Origin of the sequence: Sporolactobacillus putidus (assembly GCF_014647035.1) — a bacterium.
Lineage (GTDB): Bacteria > Bacillota > Bacilli > Bacillales > Sporolactobacillaceae > Sporolactobacillus > Sporolactobacillus putidus.
Genome location: NZ_BMOK01000002.1, coordinates 220,593 through 238,190, shown reverse-complemented (window position 1 = coordinate 238,190; position 17,598 = coordinate 220,593). Strand labels below are relative to the sequence as shown.

Genomic DNA, 17,598 nt, shown 5'->3' with positions numbered 1-17,598 from the left:
ATCCTTAAAAATTTTATACTTTCTTATAGTATAAAAAGCAGTCTCAAGAATCTGAGGCTGCTTTTTTTGAGGACCGTGTCGTCAGCTTTTTTCAATTTCTCGAATCGCGCTCACTAAACGACCTACATAGCGAATTCTGGACAAAGTTAGGACTTTATTATTGGGGCCGTACTTATTTTCAATGAGCAATTTTCCACCGAGAAATTTTGATTCTCCGAGATAAATTTCTCCGTTCACTGTTTGAACGATGACATTATCACCATCCATGAACATATCCCGGTTCTCAATAACGAGGATCGTGGCGTGAGAAGTCCCAAAGAAGTCATGCAGCGGCGGTAAATTGCTGATATCGAGTACAAAAGTCTTAGGATAGACCATACCTCGATCCGTTGCTGGATAATCGTAATAATTCAAGATATTCTCAGGTTCCAAAACATGGTCTTGTTTCAGTCGTTTAACAATCGGTAATTTAATAAAATGCACAGGTTCAAGATTCATACTTTTTTTAAAATCCTCCAAAAATTCTTGCTCGTTTCCGTGACTGAACGATCCTTATGGTAATTATAATCCATCGGTTTTTCTTATAATATTTTCTCTGTTTCAGTCTGACAGACGTAGCCTGAACCTTGTCACTGTTCCAGCCGGCCGGAAAGAAGCACTTTGATCGATAGACCTAATCGCTTTTATAAGTCTGTCCATTTACAGCGTAAAATTGTAACAGTCTATCAACGCTCTGTCAATGTTTTTGCAGGAAACACTCCACGCCGGCAGTTTCAAATTTATTTCTGAACCGCAAATAGCTTGCCGCAGCGGGCTGAACCTAGGCACATCAAATGAACGAAAGGCCACTTTTTAAGAGGTATGCCTTTTTTTGGGGAATGATGCGGATGCTGAGCCAAAGCGGAGGGAGACAACATATGCTATAGAAAACAAAGAGGAGGATGTGGAGATGTTCATTCTCATCGTCGTCATGTTTATTCTCCTTGTCATCGTCGGTTTGTTCTTCTAAAAGCAAAGATAAGAAGGATAGCCTGACCCGATATTCAGAGTATTGCCAAGAGCCGTTGAACCGGAAGTACTTGGCATTTTTAATTCATCTATTCAAAAATTTTTTTGCGGGAAACTTCTTCCAAACTAGTGGTACATCGACAAAAAAACCCGGTTCAGTATTTGACGAAAATGTGTGACAATAGAGGTACACAACAATACGAAAGGAAGTGCAGCGGTAATGAGGAACATCATCTCGTTTAAATTTAATCCCTCGAAACTCAGATTGAATAAGTTTATTGACTTTTACGGGTATTGCGAACAGTTGGAGCAGAACATTTATGTCTATGGAAAAACAGAGGCTCATAAAATCCACCGTCTGTCCGAACTTCTTTCGTTTATTTTATTTACTCGTGATGAGGAATGCCTGATTGTTATTGAAGGCAAAGGGATCAGCCAAACGAAAGAGTATATTTCAAAGAATATGTCGGAAGTATTATCCGCATAAGTAAGCGCTTACATTGGTACTGATGCCTGCCGGAATATCTGCCGCTTCATTTGTTTTCGCAACCGTCTTTTTACTATAATAGAGTAATAGAAAAAGAAATTACTGAAGGGCGGCAGAAAATGATCACGAAAACAACGTTGTACACGGCGCCGATCAGCCCGTCGAATGATCCGTGGGAAGCCTATCATGACATGGAAATGTACAGCCATCTTGAACTGACGAATGTAGAATTGACGACGACCACGCTTTGCAATATGAGGTGCGAGCATTGTGCGGTGGGCTACACATTGCAAAAACACGATCCGGAACCCTTGCCGCTGGAGCTGATTATTAAAAGGCTGGACGAGGCACCTCGCCTGCATGCGCTGAGCATCACCGGCGGAGAGCCGATGCTTTCAATGAAGGCGGTAAGGGAGTATGTCGTACCCGTCTTAAAGTATGCCCATGAACGGGGCCTCAGAACACAGATTAATTCAAATCTGACGCTTGATCTCGCCCGGTACGAATTGATTATTCCTTATTTGGATGTACTCCATATTTCTTTTAATTATGGAAGTTTTGAAGACTACTCAACTATCGGTTTCGCGGTTATGGAAAAAAAGCCGAAACGGGATCAGCAGAAACTGTTTTTCGACAGGATGATCGAAAATGCTCGGGAACTGTCGGCCAGAGGCGTCCTGGTATCGGCGGAAACGATGATTAATAAACGTACATTACCGCATCTCGAACGCATTCATGAACAGGTGGTTGCGATGGGGTGCAGGCGGCATGAAATTCATCCAATGTATCCCAGCGACTTTGCCGGCGCGCTTCAAGTGGCGACACTCGACGAGATACGTTCGGGTATACACAGGCTTCTCGATGCCCGCGATGAAAACATCTGGATGCTGTTCGGGACGCTGCCGTTCTATCCGTGCAGCTCGGATGATCGCGATCTTGCTCTGTTAAAAAGACTTTATGAAGCAAAAAATGTAACGATTCGAAACGACCCCGACGGCCGCTCGCGCCTAAATATCAACATTTTCAGCGGAGATGTCATCGTTACGGATTTCGGTGATACACCGCCGCTTGGCAACATTCAATCGACCGGTCTTGAAGAGGCCTACCGACAATGGATGAAAACACCGCTGGCCAAATCATTGAACTGCCACTGTCCGGCCGTGAACTGCCTCGGTCCGAATGTTCTTGTCAAGAACACGTATTATCAGGATACGGATTTTTCGACCCGAGCCGCGCGGATCACGCGGGAGCAGATATAAGTGTCCCTCCCTTTTTTTCGTTTATTTTGTTTCGCGCAGGGACAAAATAAGGAAAAGTTTGAAGGGGTTATGATCTTGAATCTTCTTGAGATACTGGCAAGATCATTGGGCACGTTTTCCGTATTGCTGCTGCTGGTGCGCGTTCTGGGCAAAAATCAGCTGAATCACCTGACTTTCTTTCATTATGTGACCGGCATTACCTTTGGTTCCATAGCCGCCAACATCATTATTGATAAAAACATTCGTGTCATCGACGGATTTACGAGTCTTGGGGTATGGACAGGCGCCGCGCTTCTTGTCGGTTATTTGAACCAAAAATCGGCAAAAGCGCGATTAATCCTTGACGGTGAACCGACCATCGTGATCAAAAAAGGAAGAATAGTTGAAGAAGCCATGCGGGCGATGAGGTTCAATATGAACGATTTAAGCATGCTGCTGAGGAATAATAATGTGTTTTCCATTAAAGATGTTGACTATGCCATACTTGAACCCAACGGACGATTAAGTGTGCTTAAAAAATCCGAATATCAGATGGTCACAAAGAAGGATATACGGCTCCCGGTCAATCAGCCGCTGTATTTGCCGACGGATATCATCGTGGACGGCAAAATCGTTAAGCAAAATTTAAGAAAACTGAACCTGAACAGAGAATGGGTAGATAATCAGCTGAAAAAAACCGGAGTCCATTCGATTCATGATGTTTTTTATGCAGAAATTCAATCTGACGGAACACTTTATATTGACAAAAGAGAAAAGTGATCGGAGTTTTGCTGTATCAGTTGGACGGCCCCCGTTTTTCTTAATCTATTCATTCACGTTCATTCAGACGGCAGGATTTCTTTTACTCATCCGATCGCCAAACACTTTAGATAGTGACATTTGTCATCTCTATGTTGACAAAAGGTCACTATTTTTTTGTCTTCCCGCTTGGTAAGCTATGGATAGATTGGAAGGGGGATGATGAATTGATTATTGAAGTTTCCGATCTTGTGAAACGCTATAAAGACAATCTGGCCATTGACCATCTGAGTCTGCAAGTGAAGGAAGGTGAGATTTTCGGACTGCTTGGCCCGAACGGGGCGGGTAAGACGACTTTGACGAACACGATACTCGGTCTGACAGCGGTTGATCAGGGAACGATAAAGATTTTCGGCCAGGAACTGAGAAAAAACGAACGGGAAATCAAGAGGCATGTCGGTCTCGTACCTCAGGATATCGCCGTTTATGAGGATCTGTCAGCGCTGGAAAATGTCCTGCTCTTCGGCAGACTCTACGGCCTAAGCCGCAAAGCGCTGAAAGAGGGGGTGGACGACGCCCTTGAATTTACGGGACTGACCCACCTGCAAAACAAGAGGCCTTCGCAATTTTCTGGGGGCATGAAACGGCGTCTGAACATCGCCTGCGCGCTCGTTCATAAACCGAAGCTGATCATCATGGATGAACCGACTGTCGGGATCGATCCGCAATCGCGCAATTACATTCTCGAATCGGTCAAAAAATTAAATTCGATGGGCTGTACGGTCATCTATATTTCCCACTACATGGAAGAAGTGGAGTCAATCTGCTCACAAATCGCGATTGTCGACAAAGGGCGGATCATCGCAAAGGGAACAAAGGAAGAATTATCCCAATTGATTGTCGATGACAATGTCCTGCTTGTCGACATTGAATCGCCCAACTATTCGATCATCGACACATTGAAAAGCCTGCCTTCCGTTAAAGACGCCATGATCGATGACCATACGGTACGCATCGTGTCTGCCGATAAGAATATGAACGAAGCTCTGTCGGCGTTTCTCAAAAAGGGCGTGACCGTTACCAAAGTATCGACGAATACGCCGACGCTGGAAGATGTGTTTCTGACGCTGACCGGCCGCGCGCTCCGGGAGGGGTCCAATTGAGGACGATGGTCAACATCTGCTTCAGTACGATAAAGCAAAACTTACGTGACCGGAGAAGTCTCACGCTGATGCTGCTCCTGCCGATTGTTTTGACGCTGATTTTAGGGACGGCTCTAAGCAAGGTCGGTACAAATACGACGACGACATCCCTGAATATCCGGGGCGGAATAGTCAATCAGGACCAGGGGCCCTTGGCGGCATCGATGATCGACTTTTTTCAAGAGAAACAAATCCGTGCGATTATGCAAACACGAATTTATAAAACAGTGGCCGACGCAAATAAGGACTTAAAAAAGCAGAATCTGGATGCGATTATTGTGATTACAAAAGGATTTTCTGCGGCTGCCGAGAGCGGCCAAAGCCATCATCTGGATTTTATCACGAGCGGGGATATGGAGAGCTCGGCTGTCCGGAGCATCACCGACAGCTTTCTGAAGCGAGTGAATGCGGTGCAGGCTCTGGCGGCAATCGGCGTTTCTCCTCAGAAATCCGTCCAGACACATCTGGATCCGCTTTTATCGGACCATGCTCTGAGTGTCAAAGGGAAGGTGCCGGAAGCGAGCGGTTATTATGCCGTCACCATGCTGATCATGATCATTTTATTCGCCTACAATTACGGACTGAATGTGGTCAGAGAGTCATTGCATTCGCCGATCGGCTATCGCATCCAATCGCTGCCCGTTCATCCGATGAGTTATTTCACAGGTAAAGCGCTCGGCCATATTGCGACCGTCTTTTTGCAGATTATTCTACTGATTTCGTTTTTTAAATTCATCTATAAAGCTGATTTCGGCGATCATCTGTGGCTAGTTCTCGGTTTATGTTTTCTTCTCGCATTTATTGTCATTCTGGCGGGCACTGCTCTCGCTTTGCTGTTTACGGAAAAAACGGCCGACGCCCTGATGATGTTTCTTGTTCCCATAGCTACTTTTCTCTCAGGCGGCTATGTGAAACTTAGTTTTTTAGAGACAAATCCCGTCACGTCGGCCATCCGCGGTTTCATGCCCAACTCTCTGGTTCAGACACTGATTTTTCAGGACATATATGGTGGTTCCGGCCTGTCTCCGGCAAGCGCCGTCTTGAAACTCTTGATCATTTTGGCGGCGGTTTTATTGCTCGTTGCGGCCGAGTTAAGGAGGAGAAATTATGGCAGTCTTTCTAAATAATCTGAAAAGGTTTATGAAGAGTAAGCTGACTCTGGGACTCAGTCTGATGATACCGATTGTATTCATCGTCGTCGCGTTTTCCGGCTCTGGGACCCAGAGAGCGACGGTCGGCATTATCGATCATGACGGGACCCGGCTGACAAAGCAAATGATTCAGACAATCAAAGGCCAGGCGGATGTGGCCCGGGTTACGGATAAAAATCAGAGAGATCAGTTGATTAACGGTCATGTTGATATGGTATTGATCGTCGACAAAGGATTTACATCGTCCATAATCGACGGGCGGCCGATGGAGTTGAAAGGATACCATGTAACGGAAAGCAATGTATCGGCCGGATTGGGAGCTTTTATCGGCGGTTATCTTCAGGATATGGAATTGATGGCGAAACAGGCCCAGGGCCGGCAGCAGAGTTTTTATCAGGCTTTGGATCAGTATAACCAGAACCATCTGAGGCTTAATGTTCAAAGTGCGGACGGTCAAGCCAGACAAAAAGAAAGTACACTGAATTCGCTTGGATTCGTGATCTACGGCTGCCTGATCATGCTGATCGCTCTTCCGTCCAAGCTGATCGTTGAAGATAAGGAAAAAAAGATCTTTGATCGCTTTTTCACCACGCCGCTTTCGCTGAAAAGTTATAATGCCCAGCATATCCTGAGCTATGTGCTGCTGGCCAATGTCACGATTTTCACGATGCTGGCCATTCTCGCGGGCGGTTTTCATGCGTCTTTCGGGCCCTCAATCTTTAATGTGTATGTCGTTCTTCTCGTTTTTTCCATCGTTGCAATTTCCATTGGTGTCGCCTTAAGCGCGGTTGTAAAAAACACGAGGCAGTCAAACGCCCTGACCTGGCTGATCACGACACCGCTGGCGATGCTTGGCGGCTGCTTCTGGCCTTTAGAAATTATGCCGTCCTTTATGCAGAAACTCGCGAATTTTACGCCGACGGCATGGGGTGTCAAAGCGCTGACAAAGCTGGTTTACGGGAATGGCTTGAGCGATGTTATAATAGAGTTAAGCGTTTTGAGCGCTTTTGCCGTGATCTTTTTTCTTCTTGCATCATGGCGGAGAACGGATATCGCTCATTAATTGTCCCGGAGGCTGCTTATGATCTATATTTATCAGTTTCTCCTGTTCTGCCTGATGGGTTATGAACTCGTAACCGGCAAAAACACACTGACTCCTTTCGAGGTCGTGTGCTTTTTGTCATTGGTCATCATCAATCTGCTGAAAACCAGATATTTGCCGAAAAAATGGATGGCTCAAGCCGAATGGCTGCTTATTCTTCTGGCCGGAGTCAATCAGCCGATTTTTGCTGCCGGGTTCGCCCTCCTGCTCCCGGAAGCGATTAAGGCAAAGGGGCATCTCCTGACCGATCTCTCTTTCCTAATTCTGCCCCCTCTTTTTATGGGCAATTTCCAGCAAACGCTGCTTTTTCTGATCGTTTTCGGCATCTGTTACTTTTTTGTCAGCCTGATCGATCGGCTGCAGACGACCGAACAGCAATTCAGGAAAATCACCGATGATGAACGTTATTATATTTATGAGCTTGAAAAATCAAAGCGGCAGCTTCAGCAGCAGGCGGAAGGGCGCGCCCATCTGGCCGAACTGAAAGAAAGAAACCGGATTGCGAGGGATCTGCATGATACGGTCGGCCACAGAATCGCCGGGCTGTATATGCAGCTTCAGGCGGCATACAAGATCAGAAATATAAGCGTTGATAAATCTGATAAGCTGATTGAAAAGACTATTGAAGAGCTGTCCGGAACGCTGCAGCTGGTTCACGATACGGCACATGATCTGTTGCCGAAAAGAAGATCCGGATTCGAAAGAATCAGGCAGATGATTCAGACATTTCATTACTGTGAAACATCGTTTGCTTTTTCCGAAGACATGGAAGGGGTTCCTGAACAGCACTGGAAGGTACTGGAGGACAATGTCAGAGAGGCGCTGACAAACGTATTCAAGCACTCCGGGGCGACAAAAGTCGGAATTGAGCTGAAGAAGAACCAACATTTTGTCAGGCTGTTCATTCATGACAACGGCAGAGGGTCCCCCGTCTTTCGGGAACACCTCGGGTTAAACGGAATGAAAGAGAGGGTGAATAAGCTGGGGGGGAGCCTGTCTCTTGACGGACAATCCGGTTTCAAGATTGTCTGTATGCTTCCGCTGACAAAAAAGGAGAGTGGAGTATTTGAGGATTCTCATCGTTGATGACGACGCGCTGATTTGCGACAGCCTGAAGCTGATGATTGAACTCGAAAAGGATATGACGGTTGCCGGTACATGCAAAAATGGCAGGGAAGCGATTCGCTTCTTTGAAACTGAAGCGGCGCCCGATATTGTTCTGCTCGATATCCGTATGCCGGTCATGGATGGCGTGCAATGTTCGGCCGAACTGAAAAGCAGATGGCCTGAGACGAAGATCATCATGCTGACAACCTTTCGCGATGATGCCTACATCAGACAGGCAATCAAAAACGGTGCGTCCGGCTATCTGCTTAAAAGCCAGTCAGGTGAAGCGATCATGGATACGTTGCGTGCAGCGTTCCGCGGCAGCATGGTGATGAGCGGGGAAGTGGCTGAAAAACTTTCCGACATGCTGCACCGTCCGGTCAAGAAGAAAAGTGAAACGCCTCCTATGGACGAATCACTGACCGGACGGGAAAAAAAAGTGCTGACGCTGATTGCGGAGGGCCGGTCAAATAAGGAAATTGCCGAAAAGCTTTATCTGAGCGACGGAACGGTCAGAAATTATATTACACGCATGCTCGAAAAACTGCAATTGCGCACCCGCACGCAGCTTGCCGTCTATTATATGGAATGCAAATATGGAAAGGACAGCTGACAGGGAAAATCATCAGCTGTCTTTTCTTTGCCCGGCACATGTGCTAAATACATTTTCCGTCCCCCTTATCTAAAACCTGAACGCCGACAGCTTCGTTATTCAGCTCCTTGAATGTGTGCCCTGTTGCATACTGGTAAATTTCCACTATTATCCACACATGTAAAGAATTTTACATGAAAAATATGTCGAATGATGTGTTAAACTTTTTAAAGAAGTTGAAAAGAGATTGTAAATCCGGTCTGTTCTGTTAAAATGAAAATTGGGCTCTTTTTTGCACTATAGGAAAGTATAAAAATTTTAAGGATTATAGTGTAAGGGTAATTAAGGCTCAGCCTACGCTAGGTCTTGGCTTCGCCAAGTTTTCTAATACGGTGTGAGAGCGTTCCAATAATTTTCGCTATTTACAGAGAACGGCTGTTTATATATGGCGGAGAGGTGAACTTTGTGCATCTTTTTTCAAAAAATGACAAATTTTTTAATATGCTTTCGATGATCTCACTGAATCTGGAGGAGTCAGCGCGTTTTTTTGTAGAAAGCAAGATCAAAAATGAGTCCGATCTCCACGATTTTTCGCAAAAAATGAAAGACTATGAACGTAAAGGAGATTCTTATGTTCACGAGCTGATCATCGCACTTAACAAAACGTTCGTGACCCCTCTTCAGCGGGAGGATATTCTTGAACTCGCCATGAAAATGGACAATGTTCTCGATGGATTTGAAGAATGGTCGATGAGACTTGAAATTTACGGACTGACTCATACTGATGAATACATGGCCGAGTTTGTAGGTTATCTTTTTGAATCATCCAAAGAGATCGCCCAGGCGATTAATCTTCTGGGTAAAAAGAATTTGTCGGGTATAAGGAACAATGTCATTAAGATAAACGATTATGAAACTGAATGTGACGATCTGCTGGCAAAATGTATTACAAGTCTGTTTAAGAATGAGAAAGATGCGGTCAAAATCATTAAGTACAAGGAACTTTACGAAATGCTGGAAAATGTGGCTGACAGCTGCGAGGATGTCGCGGATATGCTTGAGACGATTATCATGAGAAATGCATGATGTATGGATGTGGCGGCAGGGTAGTGTTCGGTGATACCCTGCCGTAACCTATATTTTTTATTGCAGCCTCAAAAAAGAAAGGATTTTTTATATCATGCAAAGCTTGTTTGCCTTGACTTTGATGATCGTACTATTCGCCTTTATATTCGATTTTCTTAACGGCTTTCATGACACGGCAAACACGATAGCCACTTCAGTTTCCACACGCGCCCTGCGGCCACAGGCAGCCATTATTCTAGCGGGAACCATGAATTTTCTCGGTGCGATAACGTTTACCGGAGTTGCCCAGACAGTAAGCAAGGGCGTCATTGATCCATTTACTATTCATGATGAAACCAAGGGCCTGATTATTGTAATGGCCGCACTGATCGCCGCAATCCTCTGGAATCTTATTACCTGGATCTTCGGTGTACCGAGCAGCTCTTCGCACGCCATAATCGGATCACTGGCCGGCGCGGGAATATCGGCACTTGGGTTTCACTCACTTAATTTATCCGGCTTTATAGAGATTTTTGAAGCACTTGTTTTTTCACCGATTGCGGCCATAACGCTCGGATTTATTATCATGAGTCTATTCACTTTTTTATTCCATAACTTTACTCTGAAAAAAACAAACCAACGGTTCCGCACTTTTCAAATTCTTACAGCAGCACTGCAATCGTTCGCTCACGGTACAAATGATGCTCAGAAAACTATGGGAATTATCACTATGGCACTGGTTGCATCAAAATATCTCTCTGAAGTGGAGATTCCAATGTGGGTTCGTGTCGCTTCCGGGATCGCGATGGCCACGGGCACGTCTTTTGGCGGCTGGCGAATTATTAAAACGATCGGAAGCAAGATCATGAAAATAGAGCCCATTAATGGAGCGGCAGCAGATTTGTCTTCGGCAACGATCATTTTTGGCTTTACAGCGCTTCATTTTCCTGTAAGCACAACCCACGTCATCACGTCCTCGATCCTTGGCGTCGGTGCGGCTGACCGGGTCAGGGGTGTTAACTGGAGTATGGCGATTAATATAATTGTAACCTGGATTATTACATTGCCCATGACTGCAGCGGTTGCGGCTGTCATCTTTAAAATTTTATCCTGGATTTTATGATCGAAAGCGGCGATCGGGAAACGGACGTTTGTTCAATTTATCCAGCTTTTCTAAAGGGAATCTTTTTGCAAAAGGAGTGGTCGTAAGAATTTGAGGATTGATGACAGCGGTTACAATTGTCTCCAAAGGGACGACGCAAAAAGGCAAGAAGAAAAGACCACGAAAAGATACGGATATAGGCGGACTTCATATCTTTACACTTTATCTTATTGTTAAGACCATGGTTTACTACATAAGAGAATTCGTTTTTTAACCTAAATATTAGGAAACAGACGGCATCGACTTATCTATTGAATCAGGAGTCAATCTGAACAGAAAGACACTTCTCCTGAAACTCGACAATCAAGAGGTCCAGTTCCCGGCTGCATCGCAAAGTTTCGGGAGCGTATATACCGTAGGTTTTCGCTGTATGAAAAAGCTGCTTTCGCTTTTTTTCAATTTTTTCTAAACTTGAAGGATATATTTCCTGTGTCTTATTAACTATCGAAAGGCTGGACATACGTCTTTGGTCACCTCCCTGCGATCTGTAAATATACCAAACTAACGATTTTAATTATAACATGCATTATTATTTTGTCCATTGTCTCCAATGAATCCATGCTATTTTTTTCACAAATAATCAGACTTTGATTCTTTTTAATCCAGGCCGTATGATAAATTTAAAAAGATTTTAAGTTAGGCTTATGAAACTTTGGAGGGCAAAGGTCATGCAGCTATCCGATTTTGAATTGATTACCGTGCTTTCCCATGAAGGGAATATGAGAAAAGCGGCGGAGAAACTCTTTGTCTCCCAGCCTGCTCTGAGCCAGAGACTGCAGCATATCGAGCGTGAATGGGGCACTCAAATTTTTTCGCGCTCAACACGCGGAATCAGCCTGACGGCTGAAGGTGAAGCGATCGTGCGGTTTGCCGAAGAAACATTAGAGAAAGCAGCGGAAGTCAGGGCCGAAGTCAGAGCGCACGGATCGGCTATTTACGGAACGCTTAAGCTGGCCGTTTCGTCGGTCAACGGGCAGTACTGGCTGCCGGATATCCTTAAAGATTTTGTGGAGAACTATCCGCTTGTGGAAATATCACTAGTGACTGGCTGGTCAAGTGAAATTCTGGAACGGATGTATCATGCCCGGTGTCACGTGGCCATTGTCCGTGGAAATCCGCTTTGGAGGGGAGAAAAACTTCATCTTTTTTCCGATCCGCTGAATCTGGTCGATACAAAAATGGAAACATTGGACGATTTGATCAAGGATCAGCGCCCTTATATACAATTCAGAAGCGATTCTTCCTATGATCAAATCATACAGGAGTGGTGGCATGATCAAAAACTTAGATCTCCTGTCCGGACGATTATGGTTGATCAGATTGAAACCTGCAAACAAATGGCGACCCACGGAATCGGCTACGCGGTTCTTCCATCGATCAGCCTGACTAAAAAAGACATCGTGCACCAGATTCCGCTGACGGACAGGCAGGGGCTTGCCATAACAAGGGACAATTGGCTGCTGTATGATAAGGAATCTCTGCGGCTGAAACAGGTGCGCGCATTCATTGAGCTTGTCCGGCATAGACTTTTGGCCTGAAATTCGATAAGATAGCTTTGGATATTCATTCATTTTGGGAGGCTGTAAAATGGAGCAAATGGATGCTTTTGAAATTATTTCTTTTCTGCAGAACAGCGTTAAGAAAACACCGGTTAAGGTTTACATAAAAGGGAATCTTGGCGAAGTTGACTTCGGGGCAAACGTTCAGACGTTTATCAGCGGTTCTGCGGGAACCATTTTTGGCGATTGGAAGGTGATTCAGCCGATTCTGGCTGCAAACAAAAACCAGATCGATGACGTCGTCGTTGAGAATGATTGCAGAAATTCAGCCGTACCTTTGCTGGATTTGAAAGGGATCGAGGCACGCATCGAACCGGGAGCCCTGATCCGTGAAAAAGTGGAGATTGGAAAGAATGCGGTGATCATGATGGGCGCCGTGATCAATATTGGCGCCGTGATCGGCGAAGGGACCATGATCGACATGAATGCCGTGCTCGGAGGCCGTGCAACGGTAGGAAAAAACTGTCACATCGGTGCGGGTGCAGTGCTGGCGGGAGTCGTCGAACCCCCTTCTGCAAAACCGGTTGTTATAGAAGATGATGTGCTTGTCGGGGCCAACGCGGTCGTTTTGGAAGGCGTGCGTGTCGGCAGAGGTGCCGTGGTTGCCGCGGGCGCAGTTGTGACCCAGGATGTTCCCGAGAATACGGTTGTTGTAGGTGCCCCGGCCCGGGTGATTAAGACGATTGACGACAAGACAAGATCGAAAACGGAGATCATGAAGGAGCTCCGACAATTGTAATTAACTAACCGTTTGCTGCGCGGCCAGAAAGAAAGGATCTTAGTGATGGATTATATAGCGGTCAGACGTGCCCTGCACCAGATTCCGGAAATCGGGTTTGAAGAAGTGGAAACCCAGGCTTTTCTCTTGGAGCAGATTCAGCAAATGCCCCAGGAGCATATTCAGATCATGAAATGGAAGACGGGTCTCCTGGTCAGGGTACAGGGAACACAGCCGTCACGGACAATCGGATTCCGGACGGATATCGATGCATTGCCTGTCAAAGAAAATACCGGCTACCCGTTCCAGTCGAGGCATGACGGTAAGATGCATGCCTGCGGCCATGATTTTCATATGACCATCGCGCTCGGCGCACTGGAGCAGATCGCACAAAACCCGGTAAAAGATAATGTGGTCTTCATTTTTCAACCCGCGGAAGAAGGACCCGGGGGAGCCGTTCCGATGATGGCAAGCGACTCATTTCAAAAATGGAAACCGGACTTCATTTTTGCTCTTCACGTTTCGCCTGAATTTCCTGCAGGTACTGTTGCAACAAAAGAAGGCATACTCTTTGCTAATACGTCGGAACTTTTTATCGATTTCTATGGGAAAGGCGGACACGCGGCATATCCTCACCTGACTTATGACGCCATTGTCGCGGCAAGCCACTTTGTCGTCGGTATTCAGAGTATTGTTGCCCGCCGTGTCAGCCCGCTCAACTCGGCGGTTCTGACGATCGGCAAAATGAGCGGGGGTACGAAACAGAACATTATCGCTGAGCACGCCCGGGTCGAGGGAACGATACGCACCCTGGATCAGGAGACAATGGCGCTGATCAAAGACGACATCGAACGGCAGGTTAAAGCGATTGAAATCGCTTATCACTGCCAGAGCCGGATTGATTACGGCGCCAACTATTATCAAGTCTATAATCGTAAAAAATATGAACAGCCGTTTGTCGATTTTTGCACTGAAAAAGCTTTCCCCTATGTTATCTGTGGTGATGCGATGACAGGAGAGGATTTCGGCTACTTCCTAAAAGAAATACCGGGATTCATGTTCTGGCTCGGAGTCGGCAAAACTTCAGGCCTGCATTCATCCGATTTTAAACCCGATGAATCTGCGCTTGAGCAAGGCGTACGTGTCGTCAGCGCCTATATTAGGGAAGGCATATGAAACCGGTCAGGATCAGGGTGAACTGCATAAAAGACGAAACGGTTAATGGAAGCCGGAGCAAATGCTGTAAATGATTTGCTCCGGTTTTAATTTCCAGCGTCCTGCCGTTAAAAGGGCTTTTCTTTAGAAACCTGCAGGCTCGCGTGTTATGATAGAGAAAAAGGGGAATATTTCTAATGAATTTGACGGATTCCAAACTGCGAAAATAATTTTTTGATAAAAAATTGTTTAAATGATAATGATAATAATGGTTATTTTAGCTGGATAATCCTTCACTATAGAGTTTTATTTAGATTAAATTTATTATCAAGTAAAATTGACTTAAATTTAAAGGGATACTATAATAAAAATGTTCTCTCATGCAGAGGTTCATGAGACATCCCAATTATTCAGGAGGTTTTTTTAATGGTAGAACGTCTTGTCAGTGCCAAGGCACCGCTCTTTGAACTTGATTGTGTGAATCCCGACGGTTCTTTTGCTAAAGCAAGCCTTGAAGAAAACGTGAAAGCTGGAAAATGGACCATTTTCTTCTTTTATCCAATGGATTTTACGTTTGTATGTCCGACTGAAATTACGGCTTTCAGCGACCGCTATGCGGAATTCGCCGATTTGAATGCGGATATCATCGGCTGTTCCTGTGATACGATTTATACGCACCAGGCCTGGATGAAGACTTCACGCAGAGAAGGCGGCATCGGGAAAATCAATTTCAGACTGGCAGCCGATCATACACATGAAGCTGCAGAAAAATACGGCGTCCTGATTGAAGATGAAGGCGTTGCTCTGCGCGGGCTGTTTATCATCAGTCCTGAAGGCGACCTTCGCTACTCAGTTGTCAATGACAATAATATCGGACGCGATGTAGATGAAACTCTGCGTGTTCTTCAGGCTCTCCAGACAGGCGGTCTCTGCCCGGCAAACTGGCACCCTGGTGATGAAACTCTGCACGTTTGATTTTATAACAGAAAAGTTTTTGACGAATAGGAAAGATCCGGCACTGCTCTTACAGGAACCGGATCTTTTTTTGTACTAATCGGCTCCGCATATTAGGGCAATAGTCTTCAATTTCAGGGCGATTTATTCGTATCTTAGGTCAATAATTTTTGAGTTCGGGGCGATTCTTCCGCACTTTGGGATGATAATCTCTGAGTTTAGGGTGGGTCGGGACCTTTTTCATCACCTGCTTGTTAGCTGTACAACGGCACAGACAGTGGTTATCATGAGCTAGCGGGAGAATCAGTAAAAAATACCGTTCCAGGCAAATCAAGAATGAAAGAGAGCTATCGCTGCGGCCTTTGTTTCGATCCTCTTGTGTTTTGATATAATGAGGGTAGTATCTTAAGAAAGACAGATGTTGAAATGTGGCGGATCCGGCAGGGGAGCCGGCAATCCGGAGAGGGAGTGCGCGTGATGGCTGAACCGCTGGTGTTCGTTGCCCTTTGGATTTTAATTTACAGTTATTTAATTCTTGCTTCCGTGGATTTCGGAGCAAGTTTTTATCTTTTCTACGGTCAGGTGTTTCAGAAAAAGGAGCGGATGTATGCTCTGTTGGATGATTATCTCTCTCCGGTATCGGAGGTGGCCAACATTTGCTTTGTTTTATTGTTTGCCGCTGTCTTAAGTTTCTCACCGGACGTTTCATTGGTTTATCAGACACCGTTCTTATTTACGGGGATCGTTGCAGCCTTGCTGACTCTGTTGAAAGGCACTTTTTATGCCATGGCGGAGCTGCTTTCAAAGAAATCCGGGATCAGAGCTTTTTGCGTGGCGGGAAACGGCCTGACCGGGGTATTGATTCCACCCGTACTCAGTATCGCCATGGTTGTCAGTGAGGGAGGTTTTTCCGGAACAGGAAACGTCGCCTTTTTTATGGCACAGCTCGGCACCAATTTGTATTTTTGGTCCGTCATTGTGATCTCGATCGTCAGTATTTTCTACATAAGCGCGATGTATTTTGCCCATTTTGCCCGTTCCTGCAATAATGAGACACTAAGCGACGGCATGAGGAACATTGCTTTATTCTGGAGCATGCCTACGGTTGCGGCAAGCGGATTTGTTTTCCTCGGACTCGAAAGGCAGAACCCGGATCATTTCATGAATGCGCTGAATTTTTCGTGGATGTTTCTGCTCTCGCTTATCTTTTGTCTGCTTGCCGTGACCCTGCTTTTTTTGAAACGGCATTATCGCTTGTCTTTCCTGTTTGTCATGCTCCAGTACTTATTTGCGTTGATGGGTTACAGCCTGTCGCATCTTCCTTATGTCATTTATCCTGAAATACAGCTTGCCCCTGATCTTATCGGCCTGTCAGGATCCGCATGGTTCATTTCTCTGACTATGGCCCTGGCTGTTGCCGTCGTTGCTTCTTTTCTCATCCTCAAGCGTTCAATAGTCCGCAGAAACGCCGCTTTTAAACGATCAAACAGCAAGTAGTTCGTTCAGACTTGGCTACATCACTTTATGACTGCATGAAGAAAAAAAGCAGGAGCCCGTTTCCCGTACAACGAATACAGATTACAGATCTGTTCTGGACGCTATACGACATTTCTAAAAACATTTATTGATCGGAGGTGGGATGTTGTGAATGGTTTTGTTCTGGTGCTGCCTATTCTATTTATACGTTATGGCCTATTAGCCATTCTGGGCAAGGAAGCGATGAAGCGTGCCGCATTTTATCCACCGACAGAGGGCATAGAAAAGATCGCTTATTTGGTTTATATCATAACGACATTATCTTTGCTGATTATTTCACTTTTTATAAAAACGAGATTGAATAGCTTGTTTAGTTTCGTGGGACTTGGAATTTATGTTTTGGGAATGGTTTTATATTGTATATCCATTGTACAGTTTGCCAAGCCGAACGAAAATGGGTTGAATCTTAACGGTTTGTACAGGATTTCCCGGAATCCAATGTATTTAGCTTTTTTCTTGTATTTTTTAGGCTGCAGCATATTAACCCGCTCTTGGTTGCTATTATCTGCACTCACTTTACTTCAAATTTCAGTGCACTACCTTATTTTATCTGAAGAAAGATGGTGTATTTCACAATTTGGCGAAGACTACAAAAAATATATGAAACAGGTCAGGCGCTATCTATAATCATTATGATTTAATGTGTTGCACTGAAGAGAAAGTAGCCTTCGGGCATACCTGTAATATAAATAAAAGACCGAAAACGCTGATTCTGCCGCGTTTCCGGTCTTTTGTCGGGGTGAAGTTACACCAGGAAAGTATAAGATTGAAAGGATTATCGTGTTATTGGCCGAACATACGCC

General features: G+C 45.2%; 19 protein-coding genes. 17 read left to right on the top strand and 2 right to left on the bottom strand.

Annotation, left to right across the window (positions count from 1 at the left end; all coding sequences use genetic code 11):
- Window positions 1-81: 81 nt before the first annotated feature.
- Window positions 82-519, bottom strand: a complete 438-nt coding sequence (locus IEX81_RS03400; protein ID WP_188801655.1) for a hypothetical protein — start codon at window positions 517-519, stop codon at window positions 82-84.
- A 352-nt stretch (window positions 520-871) separates the two neighbouring features.
- On the opposite strand from IEX81_RS03400, the gene IEX81_RS03395 reads away from it, so the two are divergent.
- The 11 genes from IEX81_RS03395 (at window position 872) to IEX81_RS03345 (ending at window position 10,834) form a co-directional block, all read left to right on the top strand.
- Complete coding sequence (locus tag IEX81_RS03395) at window positions 872-1,009, top strand: YjcZ family sporulation protein (RefSeq protein ID WP_188801654.1); 138 nt, start codon at window positions 872-874, stop codon at window positions 1,007-1,009.
- A gap of 219 nt (window positions 1,010-1,228) precedes the next feature.
- Window positions 1,229-1,495: a hypothetical protein gene (locus IEX81_RS03390; protein ID WP_188801653.1), complete on the top strand. Its 267-nt coding sequence runs from the start codon at window positions 1,229-1,231 to the stop codon at window positions 1,493-1,495.
- A 119-nt stretch (window positions 1,496-1,614) separates the two neighbouring features.
- The gene (yfkAB, locus tag IEX81_RS03385; protein ID WP_188801652.1) at window positions 1,615-2,754 is read left to right on the top strand and encodes a radical SAM/CxCxxxxC motif protein YfkAB; all 1,140 of its coding nucleotides are present in this window, start codon (window positions 1,615-1,617) and stop codon (window positions 2,752-2,754) included.
- A 69-nt stretch (window positions 2,755-2,823) separates the two neighbouring features.
- Window positions 2,824-3,513, top strand: a complete 690-nt coding sequence (locus IEX81_RS03380; RefSeq protein ID WP_188801651.1) for a YetF domain-containing protein — start codon at window positions 2,824-2,826, stop codon at window positions 3,511-3,513.
- A 206-nt stretch (window positions 3,514-3,719) separates the two neighbouring features.
- Window positions 3,720-4,655, top strand: a complete 936-nt coding sequence (locus tag IEX81_RS03375) for an ABC transporter ATP-binding protein (protein WP_188801650.1) — start codon at window positions 3,720-3,722, stop codon at window positions 4,653-4,655.
- Between the two features lie 5 nt (window positions 4,656-4,660).
- Entirely contained in the window at window positions 4,661-5,821 is a 1,161-nt protein-coding gene (locus IEX81_RS03370) for an ABC transporter permease (protein WP_188801788.1), read from the top strand.
- Complete coding sequence (locus tag IEX81_RS03365) at window positions 5,802-6,908, top strand: ABC transporter permease (RefSeq protein WP_188801649.1); 1,107 nt, start codon at window positions 5,802-5,804, stop codon at window positions 6,906-6,908. Before IEX81_RS03370 ends, IEX81_RS03365 begins: the two co-directional genes overlap by 20 nt.
- A gap of 18 nt (window positions 6,909-6,926) precedes the next feature.
- Window positions 6,927-8,033, top strand: coding sequence for a sensor histidine kinase (locus IEX81_RS03360; RefSeq protein WP_188801648.1), 1,107 nt, complete (start codon window positions 6,927-6,929; stop codon window positions 8,031-8,033).
- Complete coding sequence (locus tag IEX81_RS03355) at window positions 8,014-8,667, top strand: response regulator (RefSeq protein ID WP_188801647.1); 654 nt, start codon at window positions 8,014-8,016, stop codon at window positions 8,665-8,667. Before IEX81_RS03360 ends, IEX81_RS03355 begins: the two co-directional genes overlap by 20 nt.
- A gap of 444 nt (window positions 8,668-9,111) precedes the next feature.
- Window positions 9,112-9,732 (top strand): DUF47 domain-containing protein, encoded by a 621-nt coding sequence (locus IEX81_RS03350; RefSeq protein ID WP_188801646.1) that lies wholly within the window; start codon window positions 9,112-9,114, stop codon window positions 9,730-9,732.
- Window positions 9,733-9,826: 94 nt separating this feature from the next.
- Window positions 9,827-10,834 (top strand): inorganic phosphate transporter, encoded by a 1,008-nt coding sequence (locus tag IEX81_RS03345; RefSeq protein WP_188801645.1) that lies wholly within the window; start codon window positions 9,827-9,829, stop codon window positions 10,832-10,834.
- Window positions 10,835-11,129: 295 nt separating this feature from the next.
- On the opposite strand, the gene IEX81_RS03340 is transcribed toward IEX81_RS03345, so the two are convergent.
- A complete protein-coding gene (locus tag IEX81_RS03340) occupies window positions 11,130-11,333 on the bottom strand; it encodes an aspartyl-phosphate phosphatase Spo0E family protein (protein ID WP_188801644.1) in 204 nt (67 codons plus the stop codon).
- Window positions 11,334-11,541: 208 nt separating this feature from the next.
- Here IEX81_RS03340 and ccpC point away from each other — a divergent pair, with 208 nt between their 5' ends.
- From ccpC to IEX81_RS03310, 6 genes are all read left to right on the top strand, one after another.
- On the top strand, window positions 11,542-12,411 hold the full coding sequence (gene ccpC / locus IEX81_RS03335; RefSeq protein WP_188801643.1) for a transcriptional regulator CcpC: 870 nt from the start codon (window positions 11,542-11,544) through the stop codon (window positions 12,409-12,411).
- Window positions 12,412-12,460: 49 nt separating this feature from the next.
- Window positions 12,461-13,171, top strand: coding sequence for a 2,3,4,5-tetrahydropyridine-2,6-dicarboxylate N-acetyltransferase (dapD, locus tag IEX81_RS03330; protein ID WP_188801642.1), 711 nt, complete (start codon window positions 12,461-12,463; stop codon window positions 13,169-13,171).
- A 45-nt stretch (window positions 13,172-13,216) separates the two neighbouring features.
- Entirely contained in the window at window positions 13,217-14,326 is a 1,110-nt protein-coding gene (locus IEX81_RS03325) for an N-acetyldiaminopimelate deacetylase (RefSeq protein WP_373292322.1), read from the top strand.
- A 405-nt stretch (window positions 14,327-14,731) separates the two neighbouring features.
- Window positions 14,732-15,280 carry a peroxiredoxin gene (locus tag IEX81_RS03320; protein ID WP_188801641.1) on the top strand — a complete coding sequence of 183 codons (549 nt, stop codon included), beginning with the start codon at window positions 14,732-14,734 and terminating at the stop codon, window positions 15,278-15,280.
- Window positions 15,281-15,736: 456 nt separating this feature from the next.
- The gene (locus IEX81_RS03315; RefSeq protein ID WP_188801640.1) at window positions 15,737-16,756 is read left to right on the top strand and encodes a cytochrome d ubiquinol oxidase subunit II; all 1,020 of its coding nucleotides are present in this window, start codon (window positions 15,737-15,739) and stop codon (window positions 16,754-16,756) included.
- 147 nt (window positions 16,757-16,903) lie between these two features.
- Window positions 16,904-17,422 (top strand): methyltransferase family protein, encoded by a 519-nt coding sequence (locus IEX81_RS03310; protein ID WP_188801639.1) that lies wholly within the window; start codon window positions 16,904-16,906, stop codon window positions 17,420-17,422.
- Window positions 17,423-17,598 lie beyond the last annotated feature (176 nt).

Bases quoted from the DNA above. Each gene is read 5' to 3' on its own strand.
- IEX81_RS03315 (WP_188801640.1), top strand. From the start codon at position 15,737: ATGGCTGAACCGCTGGTGTTCGTTGCCCTTTGGATTTTAATTTACAGT.
- yfkAB (WP_188801652.1), top strand. From the start codon at position 1,615: ATGATCACGAAAACAACGTTGTACACGGCGCCGATCAGCCCGTCGAAT.
- dapD (WP_188801642.1), top strand. From the start codon at position 12,461: ATGGAGCAAATGGATGCTTTTGAAATTATTTCTTTTCTGCAGAACAGC.
- IEX81_RS03380 (WP_188801651.1), top strand. From the start codon at position 2,824: ATGATCTTGAATCTTCTTGAGATACTGGCAAGATCATTGGGCACGTTT.
- IEX81_RS03325 (WP_373292322.1), top strand. From the start codon at position 13,217: ATGGATTATATAGCGGTCAGACGTGCCCTGCACCAGATTCCGGAAATC.
- IEX81_RS03370 (WP_188801788.1), top strand. From the start codon at position 4,661: ATGGTCAACATCTGCTTCAGTACGATAAAGCAAAACTTACGTGACCGG.
- IEX81_RS03320 (WP_188801641.1), top strand. From the start codon at position 14,732: ATGGTAGAACGTCTTGTCAGTGCCAAGGCACCGCTCTTTGAACTTGAT.
- IEX81_RS03345 (WP_188801645.1), top strand. From the start codon at position 9,827: ATGCAAAGCTTGTTTGCCTTGACTTTGATGATCGTACTATTCGCCTTT.
- IEX81_RS03340 (WP_188801644.1), bottom strand. From the start codon at position 11,333: ATGTCCAGCCTTTCGATAGTTAATAAGACACAGGAAATATATCCTTCA.
- ccpC (WP_188801643.1), top strand. From the start codon at position 11,542: ATGCAGCTATCCGATTTTGAATTGATTACCGTGCTTTCCCATGAAGGG.
- IEX81_RS03390 (WP_188801653.1), top strand. From the start codon at position 1,229: ATGAGGAACATCATCTCGTTTAAATTTAATCCCTCGAAACTCAGATTG.
- IEX81_RS03365 (WP_188801649.1), top strand. From the start codon at position 5,802: ATGGCAGTCTTTCTAAATAATCTGAAAAGGTTTATGAAGAGTAAGCTG.
- IEX81_RS03360 (WP_188801648.1), top strand. From the start codon at position 6,927: ATGATCTATATTTATCAGTTTCTCCTGTTCTGCCTGATGGGTTATGAA.